Origin of the sequence: Pontibacter rufus, from assembly GCF_015694705.1 — a bacterium.
GTDB classification, from domain to species: Bacteria; Bacteroidota; Bacteroidia; order Cytophagales; family Hymenobacteraceae; genus Pontibacter; species Pontibacter rufus.
On record NZ_JADQDR010000009.1, the window covers coordinates 204827 to 221672 of the forward strand.

At 49.0% G+C, this 16846-nt stretch carries 18 protein-coding genes; 14 read left to right on the top strand and 4 right to left on the bottom strand.

Annotation, left to right across the window (positions count from 1 at the left end):
* Positions 1 to 80: 80 nt before the first annotated feature.
* The 7 genes from rsmA to cysM all read left to right on the top strand — a co-directional run bounded on the left by rsmA (position 81) and on the right by cysM (position 6687).
* Positions 81 to 866 carry a 16S rRNA (adenine(1518)-N(6)/adenine(1519)-N(6))-dimethyltransferase RsmA gene (gene rsmA / locus I2I11_RS15965; protein WP_196268729.1) on the top strand — a complete coding sequence of 262 codons (786 nt, stop codon included), beginning with the start codon at positions 81 to 83 and terminating at the stop codon, positions 864 to 866.
* A 1-nt stretch (position 867) separates the two neighbouring features.
* The gene (gene mgtE, locus I2I11_RS15970; RefSeq protein WP_196268730.1) at positions 868 to 2220 is read left to right on the top strand and encodes a magnesium transporter; all 1353 of its coding nucleotides are present in this window, start codon (positions 868 to 870) and stop codon (positions 2218 to 2220) included.
* A gap of 229 nt (positions 2221 to 2449) precedes the next feature.
* Positions 2450 to 3415, top strand: a complete 966-nt coding sequence (locus I2I11_RS15975; RefSeq protein WP_370582983.1) for an NAD(P)-dependent oxidoreductase — start codon at positions 2450 to 2452, stop codon at positions 3413 to 3415.
* Between the two features lie 327 nt (positions 3416 to 3742).
* Positions 3743 to 4216 (top strand): transcription elongation factor GreA, encoded by a 474-nt coding sequence (gene greA, locus I2I11_RS15980; RefSeq protein ID WP_196268731.1) that lies wholly within the window; start codon positions 3743 to 3745, stop codon positions 4214 to 4216.
* 2 nt (positions 4217 to 4218) lie between these two features.
* Positions 4219 to 4617 (top strand): HIT family protein, encoded by a 399-nt coding sequence (locus I2I11_RS15985; protein ID WP_196268732.1) that lies wholly within the window; start codon positions 4219 to 4221, stop codon positions 4615 to 4617.
* Positions 4618 to 4975: 358 nt separating this feature from the next.
* Positions 4976 to 5812, top strand: coding sequence for a serine O-acetyltransferase (locus tag I2I11_RS15990; protein WP_196268733.1), 837 nt, complete (start codon positions 4976 to 4978; stop codon positions 5810 to 5812).
* Entirely contained in the window at positions 5809 to 6687 is an 879-nt protein-coding gene (cysM, locus tag I2I11_RS15995; RefSeq protein WP_196268734.1) for a cysteine synthase CysM, read from the top strand. The genes I2I11_RS15990 and cysM overlap by 4 nt, the downstream gene beginning before the upstream one ends.
* Positions 6688 to 6784: 97 nt before the next feature.
* On the opposite strand, the gene I2I11_RS16000 is transcribed toward cysM, so the two are convergent.
* From I2I11_RS16000 to I2I11_RS16010, 3 genes are read right to left on the bottom strand one after another with little or no spacing between them, the layout of a single operon-like run.
* The gene (locus tag I2I11_RS16000; RefSeq protein ID WP_196268735.1) at positions 6785 to 7789 is read right to left on the bottom strand and encodes an MlaD family protein; all 1005 of its coding nucleotides are present in this window, start codon (positions 7787 to 7789) and stop codon (positions 6785 to 6787) included.
* Positions 7790 to 8563: an ABC transporter ATP-binding protein gene (locus I2I11_RS16005; RefSeq protein WP_196268736.1), complete on the bottom strand. Its 774-nt coding sequence runs from the start codon at positions 8561 to 8563 to the stop codon at positions 7790 to 7792.
* 2 nt (positions 8564 to 8565) lie between these two features.
* The gene (locus tag I2I11_RS16010; protein WP_196268737.1) at positions 8566 to 9345 is read right to left on the bottom strand and encodes an MlaE family ABC transporter permease; all 780 of its coding nucleotides are present in this window, start codon (positions 9343 to 9345) and stop codon (positions 8566 to 8568) included.
* Positions 9346 to 9594: 249 nt separating this feature from the next.
* Between I2I11_RS16010 and I2I11_RS16015 the strand changes: the two genes are divergently transcribed.
* Entirely contained in the window at positions 9595 to 10212 is a 618-nt protein-coding gene (locus I2I11_RS16015) for an HAD family hydrolase (RefSeq protein WP_230680346.1), read from the top strand.
* A 99-nt stretch (positions 10213 to 10311) separates the two neighbouring features.
* Here I2I11_RS16015 and ruvC read toward each other — a convergent pair whose 3' ends face one another.
* Entirely contained in the window at positions 10312 to 10881 is a 570-nt protein-coding gene (gene ruvC / locus I2I11_RS16020; RefSeq protein ID WP_196268739.1) for a crossover junction endodeoxyribonuclease RuvC, read from the bottom strand.
* Positions 10882 to 11096: 215 nt separating this feature from the next.
* On the opposite strand from ruvC, the gene I2I11_RS16025 reads away from it, so the two are divergent.
* From I2I11_RS16025 to I2I11_RS16050, 6 genes are all read left to right on the top strand, one after another.
* Positions 11097 to 12236: a glycosyltransferase gene (locus tag I2I11_RS16025; RefSeq protein ID WP_230680347.1), complete on the top strand. Its 1140-nt coding sequence runs from the start codon at positions 11097 to 11099 to the stop codon at positions 12234 to 12236.
* Positions 12233 to 12490, top strand: a complete 258-nt coding sequence (locus I2I11_RS16030) for a hypothetical protein (protein ID WP_196268740.1) — start codon at positions 12233 to 12235, stop codon at positions 12488 to 12490. The genes I2I11_RS16025 and I2I11_RS16030 overlap by 4 nt, the downstream gene beginning before the upstream one ends.
* 283 nt (positions 12491 to 12773) lie before the next feature.
* A complete protein-coding gene (locus I2I11_RS16035; protein WP_196268741.1) occupies positions 12774 to 13997 on the top strand; it encodes a PP2C family protein-serine/threonine phosphatase in 1224 nt (407 codons plus the stop codon).
* Positions 13998 to 14130: 133 nt separating this feature from the next.
* Positions 14131 to 14763, top strand: coding sequence for a polysaccharide deacetylase family protein (locus I2I11_RS16040; RefSeq protein WP_196268742.1), 633 nt, complete (start codon positions 14131 to 14133; stop codon positions 14761 to 14763).
* Positions 14760 to 15851: a glycosyltransferase gene (locus I2I11_RS16045; protein WP_196268743.1), complete on the top strand. Its 1092-nt coding sequence runs from the start codon at positions 14760 to 14762 to the stop codon at positions 15849 to 15851. The genes I2I11_RS16040 and I2I11_RS16045 overlap by 4 nt, the downstream gene beginning before the upstream one ends.
* A gap of 225 nt (positions 15852 to 16076) precedes the next feature.
* Complete coding sequence (locus I2I11_RS16050; protein WP_196268744.1) at positions 16077 to 16844, top strand: TatD family hydrolase; 768 nt, start codon at positions 16077 to 16079, stop codon at positions 16842 to 16844.
* The last annotated feature ends 2 nt before the right edge of the window (positions 16845 to 16846 follow it).

Genomic DNA, 16846 nt, shown 5'->3' on the forward strand with positions numbered 1-16846 from the left:
TCCCGGAACCGGCGTAAACATTAAGTATAACGGCTTTAAACCGAAAAGTTTGAGGCAGGCGTAAATTATAAAAGCAAATCGTGAGTAAAGTAAGCCCGAAGAAGCATTTAGGCCAGCATTTCCTGGTCGACCAGAACATTGCCGTGAGGATTGTGGCGCAACTGACGCTGCACCGGGGTGTGCAGGATGTGCTGGAGATTGGCCCCGGCATGGGCGTGCTCACGCAGTACCTCCTGCAGCACCCGGAATACCGCACCACCGTCATCGACATCGACCGCGAATCTATCGCCTACCTAAAAGAGCACTTCCCGCAGCTCGGCGACCGCATCATCTCCGCCGACTTCCTGAAAACAGACTTAAGCAAACTCTTTCCGGGCCCATTTGCCATCATCGGCAACTTTCCTTACAACATTTCCAGCCAGATATTTTTTAAAGTGCTGGAGCAGCGCCAGGTGGTAACCGAGGTAGTCTGTATGCTGCAGAAGGAGGTGGCTGAACGCATTGCAGCGCCTCCCGGCTCTAAAACCTACGGCATCCTGAGCGTGCTGCTGCAGGCATTTTATACCATCGATTATAAATTCTCGGTAAGCGAGCACGTGTTTCACCCGAAGCCGAAGGTGCAGTCAGCGGTTATCAGTTTGGTGCGTAACGGGGTGGAGCAGCTGGCATGCGATGAAAAACTTTTCTTCCAGGTGGTAAAGCAGAGCTTCGGCACGCGCCGCAAAACGCTGCGCAACTGCCTTAAAACGTATCATCTGCCACCCGAAGTACAGGCACAGCCCATCTTTGATAAACGCGCCGAGCAGCTGTCTGTAGCTGATTTTGTAGGCTTAACGCAGCTGGTAGCGCAGAACTTACAAGTATAACATGCAGGTAGAAATCACACGCGAGTATGTAGAGCAGGTTGAGGATGCTATTGCGCGTCGGGATGAGGCATTTATACTTGGCACGATGGACGACCTGTACCCGGCCGATATTACTACGGTGCTTTATGAGCTGGATGAGCAGGAATCGAAGTATGTGATGGATTTGCTGCCCGCGGAAGTAGGCGCACAGATACTGTCTGACCTGGATTACGACATCCGAGCCGGCTTTCTGCAAACGTTCACCAGCCAGGAAATTGCCCGCTACATAGATTTGATGGACTCTGATGATGCCGTTGACATCCTGAATGAGCAGTCGGTGCAAAGGCGCGAAGAAGTGATTGCGCTGCTGGAAAACGAAGAGAAAGCTGCTGCCATACTTGACCTGCTGCATTATGAAGAAGACTGCGCCGGCGGCCTGATGGCCAAAGAACTCATCAAAGTAAACCTTAACTGGCGTGTGCGCCAATGTATCGAAGAAATCAGGCGGCAGGCAGAAGACGTGCAGCGCATCTACACGGTGTATGTGGTGGATAACCGCGATGTGCTGGTAGGCCGTGTGAGTGTGAAAACGCTGCTGCTGGCCAAAGACGACACGCTGGTGAGAGATATTTACAATCCTGATGTGATTTCAATAGAATCTTTCCGGGATGAAAGTGAGGTGGTGAGCGTAATGCAGAAGTATGATTTGGAAGCTATCCCTGTCGTGAATATCCAGGGCCGCCTATTGGGCCGCATCACCATCGACGACGTGGTAGACGTAATGCAGGAGCAGGCCGAACTGAGCCGTCAGCTGATGACGGGTATCACCGAAAAAGTGGAAGAAGACGACAGCGTGTTCCGTATTTCGCGCTCACGCCTGCCCTGGCTGATTATTGGTATGATAGGCGGACTTTTGGCCGCCCAGTTCATGGGCTTCTTTGAGGACGATATTGCGCTGTTGCCGGCGGTGGCCCTGTTTGTGCCGCTTATTACGGCCACAGGCGGCAACGTGGGCATACAGTCTTCCTCCATCATCATCCAGACACTTTCCTCTAACGAAGTGGTATTCGAGAATTTCGCCCAGCGTATGTTTAAAGTATTGACAGTGGCGCTGCTGAATGCGGTTATTATTTCGGTGCTGGTATTTGCGCTTACGTACCTGTTTCGCCATGAGCTCACGCTGTCTATAGTGGTTTCGGCGGCCTTGTTTTCGGTGGTGATGCTGGCCTCGCTGATGGGCACCATTACGCCGATGGTACTCGACAGGTTTGGTGTAAACCCAGCCGTGGCTGCTGGTCCCTTTATCACCACTGCCAACGACCTGCTGGGGCTGGCCATCTATTTCAGTGTGGCGCATTTGCTGTATAATTTATAAAGAATTACGAATTACGAATTAATTTTCCTAATCAACTGGATTACCAGTATTTAGGCAAAACTAAGTATAAGTATAAAGTGAGAGGCAAGTATAGCAGAGTGATTTAGAGGATGATTTTTACTTTGCGTCTTTCTACCTTTAGCATACTTTCCTTTGTCTTTATACTTAGTTGAGGCAAAGTATAGTATTACGCTCTTTCTGACATCCAGTAGCAAAATATAGATTATCCGTGAATCAGAACCCAGAATTCAGAACGCCACAGGCGCGCATCCTCATTATCGATGAAATGCATCCCAGCCTTTTTCCGATGCTTGAAAGTATAGGTGTAACGGCAGATTACCGGCCGGATATAAAACCGGCAGAAGTACGCGAGGCGCTGCAGGACTTTGATGGACTGATAGTGCGCAGCAAAATGCGTATTGTAGCCGAAACGCTGGAACTGGCCGGGCGGCTGCAGTTTGTAGCCAGGGCGGGCGCGGGCGTAGATAACATTGATGCGCCCGCCCTGCAGGCACGTGGCATTGCTTTGCTGGCCGCTAATGAGGGAAACAGTCAGGCTGTTGGGGAGTTTACACTTGGGCTGCTGCTGGCGCTGCTGCGCAACATTCCGCGCAGCGACCGGCAGGTGCAAAACAAAGTATGGCTGCGGGAGGAGAACAGGGGGGAGGAAATCGGCGGCAAAACTATAGGCATTATCGGTTTCGGCAACATGGGCCAGAGCTTTGCCCGCGTGCTGAGTGGCTTTGGCTGCCGGATACTGGCCTATGACCGCTTTGCCCCTGAAAAAGTAACAGCGCCGGCGGAACGCGTGTCATTGGAGGAGTTGCAGGCAGAGGCAGATGTGGTAAGCCTGCATATTCCGTACATATTTGAAAACCTTGGGTTTGCCGGTGAAAACTTCTTTAAAGGGTTTAATAAACCTATCTGGTTTCTGAATACATCGCGCGGCGATGTGGTGGATCAGGCGGCGCTGATACAGCACCTGCAAAACGGACGGATAAAGGGTGCCGCACTGGATGTGCTGGAAAACGAAAAGCTGCACACATTGTCAGCACAGCAGCAGGCGCAGTTTAGTTACCTGGCCTCGGCCGGCAACGTGCTGCTGACGCCCCACATTGCCGGCTGGACCCACGAATCGTATATCAGGATAAACGAGGTGCTGGTGTCCAAAATCCGGCAATTGCTGCATCTTTAGCCCGAATGAGAAGAACGCCAGGCAAGTTCCGGTAATACACTGCGGAGCATAAACAGCCGGCAAAACGTACTGATTTAAATTAAACGGGCCTGCTGGACTTGTTCATAAAAATTTGTATCTTTGCTTTAACAGGAACAACCGGGAGTAGCCCGGAGTTTATACCTTAATCAAATACCAGCTTATGGTATACAGCGGCGGCCGAACTTTTTTGCAGTGAAGCCGCACCTCAGAAAAAATTTAAATTAAGTTACATACTTGGCAAAAAGAACGGTTATGCGCGCCATAACCGTTCTTTTTGTTTTTGTGTTTTAAACGTAAAGACTAATTATGAGCAACATTTCGTATTACACAGCAGAGGGCCTGCAAAAGTTAAAGGCTGAATTGGCTGAGCTCAAAACCAAAGGCCGTGCCGAAGTGGCCCGTCAGCTGGCCGAAGCCCGCGATAAGGGTGACCTGAGCGAGAATGCAGAATATGACGCCGCAAAAGATGCACAAGGCCACCTGGAGCTTAAAATCGCCAAGATGGAAGAAATAGTGGGCAACGCCCGGCTGATAGACGAATCAGGGCTGGATGCGAGCAAAGCGCTGATTTTATCTAAAGTAAAAATCAAGAACCTGAAAAATAACATGGTGCTGGATTATACTTTGGTGGCAGAAGAAGAGGCCAACCTGGCAGCCGGTAAAATTTCTGTTAAGTCGCCTATCGGAAAGGGCCTGCTGGGTAAATCTGTGGGCGATGTGGCCGACATTACGGTGCCTGCCGGTAAGCTGCAGTTCAAGATCCTGGAAATAAGCAGGTAAGTATGGAAGCTTCAATATTCACAAAGATCATTAACGGCGAAATTCCGGCTTATAAAGTAGCTGAAGACGATCGCTTTCTGGCCTTCCTGGATGTATTTCCTACGGCTAAAGGCCATACTTTGGTAATACCCAAGCAACAGACAGATTATATTTTCGACCTGGATGAAGATATGTACCTTGGCCTGATGGCGTTTGCCAAAAAAGTGGCTGCGGCAGTAGAGCAGGCAGTGCCCTGCAAGCGCATTGGTGTAGCGGTGGTGGGATTGGAAGTTCCCCATGCACACGTACACCTTATTCCGCTCAACAGCATGCAGGACATGAACTTTGCCAATAAAAAGAAATTCAGCAAAGAAGAGTTTGAAGAGACAGCCAAAAATATACAGGCTGCTTATCAGGAATAAAGAATTGCTCTATAAGCATCAATATCCTTTAAAACGTGGTCCGGGTTATTTAAGCAGATATTTCTGATGAGAATTCTAACGGGAAAATTTATGAGCCAGCATCGTCTGGCTCTTTTTTTGTATCTTCCCTGTGCCACTTAGAGTTTTGCTGCTTTACATTTACTTAAAAGGACTGCCACTTGTATAACAAAAGAGGAGACTTGTGGTTTATTTTGTTTTGTCAGAACGTTTTAAACGTAGAAGTAAGCATCGTTATCAGTGCACAGGCTTTTATGAAGTTTGTGGAGGTCTTGTTTTCAGCATGTTGTAGTTCTGTGGAGAAGCAAAGCTGATTAAACCCGGAATAAAGCTTAAGAGTATGGATAAAAGATTTTTGCAGGACTTGTATGCTTCCCATGCCAGATGCCCTGACTGCCCGGGACCTGAAGCAGTTTCAAACTTTTTTATTGAGCTGCTGGGTACGCTTTTCCCGGACTTCTCTAAGAAAGTGTTCGGTACGCCTGAGGAGTTGGAGTTGCACATGAAAGAGCTGAAGATGCAACTGGGCCAGATGCTGTTTAAAAGTTCACCTGAAAATCCGCTCAATGGGGAGCAACTGGCAACACATTTTTTCGATAAACTACCTGATATTCATAAGATGCTCTCGCAAGATGCGGTGGCAATGTATGAGGGAGATCCGGCGTCAAAAAGTCTTAATGAGGTAATACGATCCTATCCTGGCTTTTATGCCATCGCAGCTTACAGAGTAGCACATGCCTTATACATGATGAAAGTCCCGGTTATTCCAAGAACGATTACAGAACATGCTCACAGCAGAACGGGGATTGATATACATCCCGGGGCTGAAATAGGAGAGTTCTTTTGTATAGATCACGGAACAGGGATAGTAATAGGAGAAACAACCGTAATAGGGAATGGGGTAAAGATTTATCAGGGTGTAACTTTGGGAGCGCTAAGTATAAGCAAGCTGGATGCTGAGAAAAAGCGTCACCCGACTGTTGAAGATAATGTTACTATTTATGCAGGAGCGACTATCTTAGGCGGCGAGACCATTATCGGGCATGACAGTATCATAGGAGGTAATGTGTGGATTACGAGGAGTGTGCCCCCGTTCACAAAAGTTTATTATAAAACCAGCATACAGTCTATGAACATTGAAGAGACTGAAGTCCGGAATTTCAGAATGGAACTATGACATTATTCGATCTTATTGGCAATACACCATTGGTGGAGATTAAGAATATCAATCCTGCTAAAAACGTAAAAATTTATGCAAAGCTGGAAGGCCAGAATCCAGGTGGAAGTGTAAAGGACCGGGCTGCTTACAGCATGATCAAGAGCGCACTCGACAGAGGAGATATCAGACCGGGTGACCGGTTGGTAGAGGCCACCAGCGGTAATACCGGCATTGCACTGGCTATGATTGCGCGGGCGCTGGGGGTACAGATTACCATAATCATGACAGACAACTCTACTGCGGAGCGTGTTAAAGCGATGCAGGCCTACGGTGCGGAGCTTATATTAACCCCAGCAGCCAAAACGATAGAGTACTCCCGCACCCTGGCGGCAGAAATGGCAGCAAATGAAGGCTATTTTATGCTCAACCAGTTCTCTAACCCGGATAATTACTTGTCGCACTATAAAGCAACCGGGCCGGAGATATGGCGGGATACGCAGGGGAGTATTACTCATTTTGTTTCTGCGATGGGCACAACAGGTACTATAATGGGAGTATCCAGGTACCTCAAAGAGCAGGACCCGACAGTTCAGATCATCGGCACGCAACCTAAACAAGGCTCTAATATTCCGGGCATTCGTCGTTGGTCGCCGGAATTCCTGCCGGAAATATATGAAAAGGAAAGAGTTGACCGGATTATAGATGTAAGTGAACAGGAGGCAACCGACATGACAAGAAGGCTGGCCAAAGAAGAAGGTATACTTGCAGGTATGAGCAGCGGGGGCGCGTTGTATGCCAGCTGCCAGTTAGCACAGGAGCTAGAGTCTGGTGTTATCGTGTTTATTGTCTGTGATAGAGGAGATCGCTACCTGAGCACTGACCTTTTTGGTTAAGCTGTACCCGGAAAAATTAATTGCAAATAATCAGTTAAATAAAAGTGCTGCCAGATTTATACGCTGGCAGCACTTTTATTTAAAGTATACTTGAATATTACTTGTTAAGCTGCTCCAGCGAGTCTTCCAGGGCTTCTTCTCTACGCTTGTCCTGCTTCTTAAAAAAGCCGCGCAGCAGGAAATTGTGCTGCAGGGCTTCCATGTTCTGGTCGAGTTTTTCGGTACCGGTTTTCAGGTTTTGCATGGTGCTTTGCAACTGGTTGGCAAACTCCTGGTCATTCAGCAGCACGCCCACAGCACTGTTTTGCCCGTTAAGCTTGCCCGAGGCTTCCTGCAGGTTGTTGGCCATTTGTGTAGCCGAAGTAGTAGCCTGCTGCAGCTGCGCCACAGAAGCCTGCAACTGGTTGAAAACGGTGGTGTCTGTCAGCAGCTCGCTGGCCAGCCCGTCTTCTGTATTTAGTTTGGATGTAAAACGCGTAAGCGCATTGGAGGCCCTCACGGTATTGGCGGATGTCTGCTGCAGGCTGGCCACCATCGAACGGAAATTATCAGCCAGCGTTGTGTCGGCCAGCAGCGCGCCTATAGTTCCTTCGCCCCGCACCAGCTGCGATGTTATCTGCTCCAGGTTCTTGGTTATCCCAACAAAGTTCTCGTTATTTTCCTGCAGCGTTTTCATGATATCGTCCGTATTCAGGCTTGGCACAGATTGCAGCATGCTGCCATCTACTACAGGCGGGGCCTGCTGTGTTCCGTCCATTATTTCGATAATCTGATTGCCGATAAGGCTCTCAGAGCTTATTTTGGCCTTTGCATCCTGGCGGATATACTTCTGAGAGCTCTCCTCAATGTCCATGATAACCTGTACCTGGGAGGTGCCATAGAACTTTATTTCTTTCACATTGCCTATTTTCACTCCCGAAAACCATACATTGTTGCCGGGCTTCAGACCTTCCACATCATCAAAAACAGTACTGATGCTGATGCTCTGAATAAACCTTTTCTGCTGGCCGCCCAGTGTCAGCACAGCGGCAACAAATATCACTATAGCCAGGAGGATAAATATTCCTACCACAATGGCGCGTTTATTTTCTGCTGTGTTCATCTATTGTATAAAGTTGTAATTGTAAAACGATTGTATACGCTCGTCATTGGTGTCGAACACTTCCTCAAAAGTACCCTGGCGCTGAAACTGTCCGTCCAGCAGCATGGCTATCCGGTCGCCGGTTGCGCGTGCGCAGGTCAGGTCGTGGGTGATGATGATGGATGATGTTTTAAACCTGCGTTGCACCTCGTTGATGAGCTTGTTAATTTCTATACTCGTAATTGGGTCCAGGCCGGCCGTGGGTTCATCGTAAAGCATAATCTCGGGCCGCAGAATTAAGGTGCGGGCAATACCGATACGCTTGCGCTGGCCGCCGGAAAGCTCAGAAGGCATCTGGTTAATAGTTTGCGACAGGCCCACCGCATCCAGCACCACTTCCACAATGCGGTCGATGTCTTTGCGGCTCATGTGGCGGGAGTTGCGCACCAGCGGGAATTCCAGGTTCTCGCGGATGGTCATACTATCGTAAAGCGCACTGTTCTGGAAAGAGAAGCCGATTTTGAGGCGCAAGGCCTGCAACTCTTTTGCATTGAGTGTTTCCACCTCCTGCCCCAGCACGTTCACGCGCCCGGCATCCGGCTTCAGCAATCCAGAGATAATTTTGATCAGTACGGATTTACCGGTGCCGGAGCGGCCCAGCACCACCAGGTTTTCACCCTGATACAGATCCAGATCCACGCCCCGCAGAATGTCCAGTTCGTCAAAGGACTTCTCCAGCCCCCTGATTTCTATGACTTTGTTGCTGTAATCTATTTTTGGTTCTTCCTTTTTCATAGTTAAAATGCGCGGATGGCGTTGATGATCTGCATGGTCAGCAGCTCCTCAATAAAAATAAGGAACATGGCCGTTACCACCGATGAGTTAGCCGCTTTTCCCACGCCTTCTGTCCCTTTAGAAGAGTGATAACCTTTGTAACACCCTACCATGCCCACTGTAAAACCAAAGAGGAAAGATTTTATAACCGATGCAAAAATATCCAGGAACGAAATAGCACTGAATACCTGTACAAAATACGTGGTTATACTTGTCAGCTCGTTCTGATGTACGCTCAGGTAGGCACCCATCAGGGCCACAAACATGGTGTACATCGTCAGGGCAGGTATCATCAGGGTGGTGGCTAGTACGCGGCTTACCACCAGAAACTTAAAAGGATTGGTAGCCGACACTTCCATGGCGTCAATCTGCTCCGTTACCTTCATAGAGCCCAATTCTGCGCCAATGCTGGAGCCCACACGGCCGGCTGCGATAATGGCTGTTACCAGCGGTGCCAGCGCCCGCACAATAGCAATGGAGATAAGGGCAGGCAGCCAGGAGGTTGCGCCAAACTCGGCCAGGGAGGGACGCGACTGATTGGTGAAAACAATGCCAATGATGAAGCCCGTTAAGGAGATAAGCGGCAGCGAGCGCACGCCTACCTCGTAGCACTGGGCCAGGATTTCTTTTGCTTCGTAGGGGGGTAGGAAAACTTCCTTAAAAAAGCGGCCAATGAAAATATAGATTCTGTAGAGTTCAAGAAAAACACGGTCCAGCCTCCTTGTCGTTACATATTTACGCATCAGGTAAAGTCAAATTTTATAGATCAAAGCGCTACTCGCCATTTGGTACATCGGGTTTCGGCCGTAAAGTTATAGCTAATTTGGTATTCGGGGTAATTTTTGAGTAAATAGATGCAATTGCATACGCAGTCACCGCAGATTAGATTACGTACGGAATGCAAGCTGTTTTATTTGGTATATGAATTCACAAAAGGCTGCACTTACACAAGCTGGTTTATACCATACTGATTTATAGCTGATTAAAATGTGATGAAAGAAGCAATTATCTACGATTTGGATAACACCATTTATGCCGTCCCTTTGATAGGAGAGCAGTTGTTTGCCTCCCTTTTTAGATTGATAGCAGCCAGCGGACAGCACCAGTCTGATATGGATGTTATAAAAGCTGATATCATGCGCAAACCCTTTCAGATGGTTGCTGCGCATCATCAGTTTAGCCATGAGCTTACACAAAAGGGAATCAACCTGCTGAATGACCTGACATACAGCGGCCCCATAAAATATTTCAGCGATTATGCGGAAACAGGGCTCTTGCCCGGCGAACGTTTCCTGGTAACCACAGGATTCAGGAAGTTACAACTAAGTAAAATCAGGGGGATGGGCATCGAAAAGGACTTCAAAGAAATTCACATAGTTGATCCGATGACCTCCGCAAAAACAAAGAAGGATGTTTTTGCGGATATTATGGAAAGAAACGGCTATACACCTGCCGAAATGCTGGTGGTTGGCGATGATCCTGAATCTGAAATAAAAGCAGCGCGGGAGTTGGGTATTGATACGGCTTTATATGATAAGTATAACCTGCATGCGCAAACCGAAGCAACCTATAGAATTTCAGACTTTAAAGAACTGGGTAAGCTGCTTTAAAGAAGCTGTTTAAAGCCTCCAGACAGGTAAGTTACTTTATGCTGAACCAGAGAAGTATGCTGCGACCTGCCGGATCACGCAAATTTGTTAAACTGAAATTTATTGTGCCAGCCTGTCCGGGTTATCCGCCAGAAAACCTTTCCACGATTTGCCACCCTGCTTGGCGTTGTTACCTTTCTGGTAATGGTGGCAAAGCGCTACGCCCAATGCGTCGGTGGCATCCAGCAGTTTGGGCGCTTCCTGTATCTTCAGAATCTGTACCAGCATACTGGCTACCTGCTCTTTGGAGGCATTGCCGTTGCCGGTGATAGACTGCTTGATCTTTTTGGGCGCATACTCCACGTAAGGGATGTCGCGGGAGAGAGCGGCGGCAATGGCCACGCCCTGGGCCCGCCCCAGCTTCAGCATACTTTGCACGTTAACGCCAAAAAAAGGAGATTCGATAGCCAATTCGTCGGGCAGGTACTCGTCGATGAGCTGTATCATGCGGTCAAAGATTTTCTTTAACTTGATGGCGTGATTGCTGTAGCTCTTCAGGTTTATAACGCCATACTGCACCACCTGCACTTTAGAGCCGGTAACTTCAATCAAACCATAGCCCATTATTTGGGTTCCTGGGTCGATGCCAAGTATAAATTTGTGGGGCGGGGGTACAGCAGCGTAAATCATAGAGGCGCAAATTAGCATTATTCGTGCGGGCTAAAAAGTATATTTGCAGAGATAATCTTTTTATAAGTTTCTTTGCCGGGTATTTGCCTGCCGCTGTATCGCGCCGCCTCCATCCTGACCATGATCTCACAATACGCTAAGCCGGATAAGTTTTTTCAATTAAGAGCGCTGCTGTTGCTGAACGCTGCTCCATATTCCATTTGCAGGGGTGTTTTATGCTGATATTGTTTCTGCTGTTATTATCGCTCGCTGCCTATGGCTGGCTGATTCTGCGCTGCAGGCAAGCCTGGAAAAAAATACCGTCCACAGATACGCCCGCCGGCTTTCGTCCAGCTACAGCCATTTCTGTTATCATTCCTGTTCGCAACGAAGCCGCAAATATGCTGCCTTTGCTGCAGGACCTGGCGACGCAGGTATACCCGCAGCAGTTACTGGAAGTACTCATAATAGATGACCATTCTGAGGACGGAACTGCGGAGCTGGTGGAGGAATTTATACTTAGCGCCGGCATGGTCATAAAAAGTATAAGGTTGAATAGTTATGTTAAATTGTATGGTAAAAAAGCTGCTGTCGCAAAAGGGGTGGAGCTGGCGCAGGGTGAACTGCTGGTATTTACCGACGGCGACTGCCGCGTGGGCCCGGAATGGCTGCGGCAGTTCGCTTACCTGTACCAGACACAGCAGCCATACTTCATCAGCGGGCCGGTTTGTTTTCACCATACCTATACTTTGTTCGAGCGGATGCAACTGGTGGAGTTTGCTGCCCTGATAGGCGTGGGCGGCGCTTCCATCCGGCTTCAGAAACCGAACATGTGCAACGGCGCGAACCTGGCCTATACCAAAGCAATATTTGAAGCGGCCGGCGGCTTTTCCGGCAACGAAAGTATAGCCAGCGGCGACGACGAATTTCTGCTTCACAAGGTCAGCAAACTATATCCGGGCAAAATAGCTTTCCTGAAAAATAATAAAGCAATAGTTTATACTTGCGCCCGTAAATCGCTGGCTTCCTTTTTGTCGCAGCGGGTGCGGTGGGCCAGTAAATGGAAAGCTTATCAAAGTATAAATGTGCAGGTAATGGCGGCGGTTGTGTTTGTGGTTAACCTGCTGCTGTTTGCTGCTGTGGTGCTGTTGTGGCTGGGCCGCTTGCCACTACTCTGGTTTATTGCGGCCTATGTTGCCAAGTTTGCAATAGATTTTATATTTTTAGAGCGTATACTTACCTTCCTGGGCAGGCGGCGCTATCTTTGGTACATGCTGCCGCTGCAGTGCGTATACATTCCGTACGTAATCTGTACAGCAGTTGCAGGCCTGGCGGGCCGTTACCGCTGGAAAGGAAGAATCATCCGAACCCCATGAGCGAAAACGAATTCGATATTCTGGACGAGCTATACTTCGTTACATCATACCCTGACCTGAAAAGTACGCTTTCTTTAAGCGATGAGGAAATCTGCGCGGCCCTACAATCCCTGATCCGGAAGGGCTATGTTAAAATCCTGTACCCGGACCAGGATACTGAACATGCCTATGTAGAGGCGGATTTTGGCAGGCAATGCCGGGAATATTATTTCCTGGCAACCAAGGCCGGCCTTATGGTGCACAATTCTCTTTAAATGGCAACGGGGCCCGTGTCTTCATCCAATGCCGCATCATGCTGTTGTAGCAAGGCTTTTGGTTAGGCGGTCAGGTAAAAGCAAACTTGCAGGAGCTGCTACATAATAGCTTGATGATTGGTACATTATCACATTAACAGATGAGCATATTTCTTAATTGATGTCAGGGCTGTGCTTTTTTTAGTATTTTTACCGAGCATTGGCATCCGTATACCGCTGCTGGCCTTTAACCCGCCGGGCAATGGCCTCCGTGATGCTTACGATCATAAAATCCCGATTTCGAATGCCTGATATCATTGTACCCAACATGCAGCAGGAGCTTAACCTGAAGAAACTGGAATTAACGGCCCTGCTGGAAATAACCCGCGCCATCAACGACAACCTGCCTGAGGCGGCGCTGTACAAAATTTACAGGTTCACACTGCTGGCGCAACTCCATATCAGCCGTCTCTCGCTCTTTGTGAACGATGAAGGCTGGGATTGTAAGGCATCTTACGGCACGGATCAGGATTTTTCAAAACAGCAGCTTCCGGATTCGATAAAAAACATCACTGAGATTACGTATACTTCTGAGCTAAGCGTGGGTAAAAAATGGCTGGCTTTTGAGATCGTGATTCCTATTCTGCACAACGGCAAAGTGCTGGCTTTTGTAATGATAGGCAAAATGCAGCCTCACTATCACAATACCGATGCGCTGGATTTTGTGCAGACGGTAAGTAACATCATGCTGGTAGCCATCGAAAACCACAAAATGGCGCGGCAACGGCTGGCACAGGAGTCTATCCGGCGTGAAATTGAGATTGCGCGCGAGGTGCAGGCCATGCTGTTCCCCAAGAGCCTGCCCAACGACAGCGACGTAGCCATACATGCCAGTTACATACCACATTCTTCAATCGGCGGCGACTACTACGATTTTGTAGAGATAGATGCGGATCAGTTTCTGTTTTGCGTGGCCGATGTGTCGGGAAAAGGCGTACCGGCTTCCCTGCTGATGTCGAACTTCCAGGCAGGACTGCGCACCATCCTGCGCCAGACCTCAGACCTGAAAACCGTTGTTACGGAACTCAATTACCTCATTTACCGCAATGCCATTGCCGAAAAATTTATTACAACCTTTATCGCCGTCTATAACCGGAAGACCCGCGAACTGACCTACGTAAATGCCGGGCACAACGCACCGATTCTGTTGCACGGCAACCATGTGCATGAGTTGTTGCACGATGGCTGCACCATGCTGGGCGTTTTTGATGAGCTGCCGTTTCTGTCCGTTATTAAAGTGTCTATCCCCCATAATTCGGTGCTGCTGTGCTATACCGATGGGCTGACAGAAGTGTTTGATGCGAACGAAGCGGAGTTTGGCATTGAAGGCACCATTAAGTTCATGCAGCGCAACCGTTTTCTGAGTTCCAGGATGCTGCACCTGCAATTGCTCCACGAAATAAATCTCTACAACGAAGAAGCCTCTTTTAACGACGATATCACGCTGCTCTCCTGCCGGTTTAAATAGTTTTAAATCTGTAGATTTGAAGATGTGTAAATTTGAAAATGTTAAAGTATAGCTGCGCTACGTATGTTTTGAAGTGGTGATTCCATCTTCTGAGTTTTAAATCTTCAAGGTTCCAAATCTTCCAACTACCCCTTTGCTGCGCCTTTACAAAACCCCGACACTGCTGAAAAAGCTAATGCCCGGCTATACCTGGAGCCGGCAAGCCAGGGGAAAAAGCTTATACCTGACTTTCGACGATGGCCCGATTCCGGAAGTAACGCCCTGGGTACTGGAACAGCTGGCGAAGTTTGAGGCAAAAGCTACCTTCTTCTGTGTAGGCGATAACCTGGTAAAACATCCGGAAGTAGCCAGGCAGGTGCTCATGCAAGGACATGTGCTGGCAAATCATACTTATAACCACCTGAAAGGCTGGCGGACGCCGCTGCAGGACTACCTGCAAAATGTGGCGGCTTGCCAGGCAGCACTCGACAAGTTGCAACCAGCGCGGAGCCCCCAGCTTTTCAGGCCACCTTACGGCCGTATCAGCAGCCGGCAGGCAGCGCAGCTAAGGGGCAAGTATGAACTGGTGATGTGGGATGTGCTCACCAACGACTACGACAACACGTTGCCTTCCGAAAAGTGCCTGCAAAACACGCTGCAACACACCCAAAGCGGCAGCATCATCGTATTTCACGATAGCCTGAAAGCAAAGCGCAATATGATGTATGCCTTGCCGCGTTTTCTGGATCACTTTTGCGGGCTCGGTTACAGCTTTAAAACCCTATGATTGTATCGGTTGCCTATTTTATACTTTACTTTCTGCTTTTTCTGGCCCTGTTTTGGTTGCTGCTGTTCAACCGCAGGCGCTATACTTCGCATCCGGAATATCAGCCCCGTATCAGCATCCTCATTGCTGCCAGAAATGAAGAACATACAATTATCAGGTGCTTAGAGGCCATAAGCAAGCTGCACTATCCTCCGGAAAAAGTTGAAGTATTGATTGGCGACGATGCCTCTACCGATGCTACACGTGGTGTAGTGGAGGCTTATATCCACGACAGGCCCCTTTATTCCTGTATTCCTGTTACACATACCCTCGGCAAAGCGCGGGGCAAGGCCAACGTGCTGGCACAACTCGCTAAACTCGCTTCCACCGATTACTTTTTTTATACCGATGCGGACATTGCCGTACCACCGCAGTGGGTGCAGGCCATGCTGACAGAACTGAAGGAAGGAGTTGGCGTAGTTACCGGCATCACCACCACGGTAGGCAGCGGAGTTTTTGACCGGCTGCAAACACTGGACTGGCTTTATGCGCTGGGGCTGATGCAGGTGGTGTCGGATCTGGGGCTGCCGGTTACGGCCATGGGCAACAACATGCTGCTGCGGCGGCAGGCTTATGAGCAGGTGGGAGGCTTCGAAAGTATAGATTTCTCGATTACGGAGGATATCGCCATTTTTAACAAGGTGCTTGCACAGGGTTGGAATTTCCGTAACATCTACGATCAGGATGTCTTGGCGCTGTCTACACCGGCCGGTTCCTTTGCCGGCTTTCTGCACCAGCGCCTGCGCTGGATGCGAGGGTCAATGCACCTGCCTTTTTACATGGCAGCCATTTTTATACTCCATGGGGCTTATTATCCGGTGCTGCTGCCTTTTTTTCTGTATACTTCCGTAGGCACAGCGCTTATTATTTTGGGGGCAAAGCTGCTTTTGCAGAGCATCTTTGCGGCCGTTTGCCTGCGGCGGCTGGGCCGCAGCGCTCCCTGGTGGCTCTACATTTTATTTGAGTTATACCTGGTGGTGTCCTCTGTTATACTTATCATATTTTTCTTCCTGCCAATAAAAGTCATCTGGAAAGGACGCAGGTATTGAAAGCGTTAGAAAGGTAAAGAGCTGCTTTGGTATCTTCTCACAAAAAAGTCATTATCTGTTAGCAGAAATTCTATCGGTATACTGAAAAACTTTCCGGCTATACCTGAAATTATCGCCGTAAAACAGCCTGCAGCCATATAACCATTAAGCGATTAAACAATTTATCCATAATTTGCAGCGCAGAAAGCGGTTCTTCCTGCTTGAGCTTTGCAAAATAATTATCCTATGAAATTCATTGATTCACACGCCCATATTTATTCCGAAGAATTTGACCAGGACAGAGCCGCGGCCATAGACGATGCGGCCGCAGCGGGTGTGGCTCAGATTTACATGCCCAACATCGACCATACCTCTATTGATGCCATGCTGGAGGCGGAGGCAAAATATCCACAGCAATGTATTCCCATGATGGGACTGCATCCGACTTCGGTGGCAAAGGATTTTGAACGCGAATTATACCTGGTGGAGGAGTGGCTGGATAAACGTGCCTTTGCAGCCGTAGGCGAGTGCGGAATTGATTTGTACTGGGATAAAACTTTCCTGACTGAACAGCAGGAGGCCCTGAAAGTGCAGCTGGCGCTTGCCAAAAAGCACCACTTACCGGTCGTGCTGCACACCCGCGATTCATTTGATGAAACCTATGCACTTGTCGCCGCGGCACAGGACGGATCGCTGCGGGGCATTTTCCATTGTTTCTCCGGCTCTGTGGAGCAGGCCGCTAAGGTGAAGGAGCTTGGTTTTTTGATGGGCATCGGCGGGGTCTCTACCTTTAAAAACGGTGGTATGGACAAAGTGCTGCCCTCCCTGCAACTGGCTGATGTGGTGCTGGAAACGGATTGCCCCTACCTGGCGCCCGTGCCGCACCGGGGTAAACGCAACCAGCCTGCCTACCTGCCGCTGGTGGCGGAACGGGTGGCGGCGCTGATGAATAAACCTGTGGAGGAAGTAGCTGCGCAGACCAGCGCTAATGCCCTGAACCTTTTTGCCAAATAGCC

What these genes read in the sequence shown, in the direction of transcription:
- I2I11_RS16025 (WP_230680347.1), top strand. Translation starts at nt 11,097, where the DNA reads ATGCTGATATTGTTTCTGCTGTTATTATCGCTCGCTGCCTATGGCTGG.
- I2I11_RS16005 (WP_196268736.1), bottom strand. Translation starts at nt 8,563, where the DNA reads ATGAAAAAGGAAGAACCAAAAATAGATTACAGCAACAAAGTCATAGAA.
- I2I11_RS16000 (WP_196268735.1), bottom strand. Translation starts at nt 7,789, where the DNA reads ATGAACACAGCAGAAAATAAACGCGCCATTGTGGTAGGAATATTTATC.
- I2I11_RS16010 (WP_196268737.1), bottom strand. Translation starts at nt 9,345, where the DNA reads ATGCGTAAATATGTAACGACAAGGAGGCTGGACCGTGTTTTTCTTGAA.
- I2I11_RS15985 (WP_196268732.1), top strand. Translation starts at nt 4,219, where the DNA reads ATGGAAGCTTCAATATTCACAAAGATCATTAACGGCGAAATTCCGGCT.
- I2I11_RS16015 (WP_230680346.1), top strand. Translation starts at nt 9,595, where the DNA reads ATGAAAGAAGCAATTATCTACGATTTGGATAACACCATTTATGCCGTC.
- I2I11_RS16045 (WP_196268743.1), top strand. Translation starts at nt 14,760, where the DNA reads ATGATTGTATCGGTTGCCTATTTTATACTTTACTTTCTGCTTTTTCTG.
- ruvC (WP_196268739.1), bottom strand. Translation starts at nt 10,881, where the DNA reads ATGATTTACGCTGCTGTACCCCCGCCCCACAAATTTATACTTGGCATC.
- mgtE (WP_196268730.1), top strand. Translation starts at nt 868, where the DNA reads ATGCAGGTAGAAATCACACGCGAGTATGTAGAGCAGGTTGAGGATGCT.
- cysM (WP_196268734.1), top strand. Translation starts at nt 5,809, where the DNA reads ATGACATTATTCGATCTTATTGGCAATACACCATTGGTGGAGATTAAG.
- greA (WP_196268731.1), top strand. Translation starts at nt 3,743, where the DNA reads ATGAGCAACATTTCGTATTACACAGCAGAGGGCCTGCAAAAGTTAAAG.
- I2I11_RS16030 (WP_196268740.1), top strand. Translation starts at nt 12,233, where the DNA reads ATGAGCGAAAACGAATTCGATATTCTGGACGAGCTATACTTCGTTACA.
- I2I11_RS16035 (WP_196268741.1), top strand. Translation starts at nt 12,774, where the DNA reads ATGCCTGATATCATTGTACCCAACATGCAGCAGGAGCTTAACCTGAAG.
- I2I11_RS16050 (WP_196268744.1), top strand. Translation starts at nt 16,077, where the DNA reads ATGAAATTCATTGATTCACACGCCCATATTTATTCCGAAGAATTTGAC.
- I2I11_RS15990 (WP_196268733.1), top strand. Translation starts at nt 4,976, where the DNA reads ATGGATAAAAGATTTTTGCAGGACTTGTATGCTTCCCATGCCAGATGC.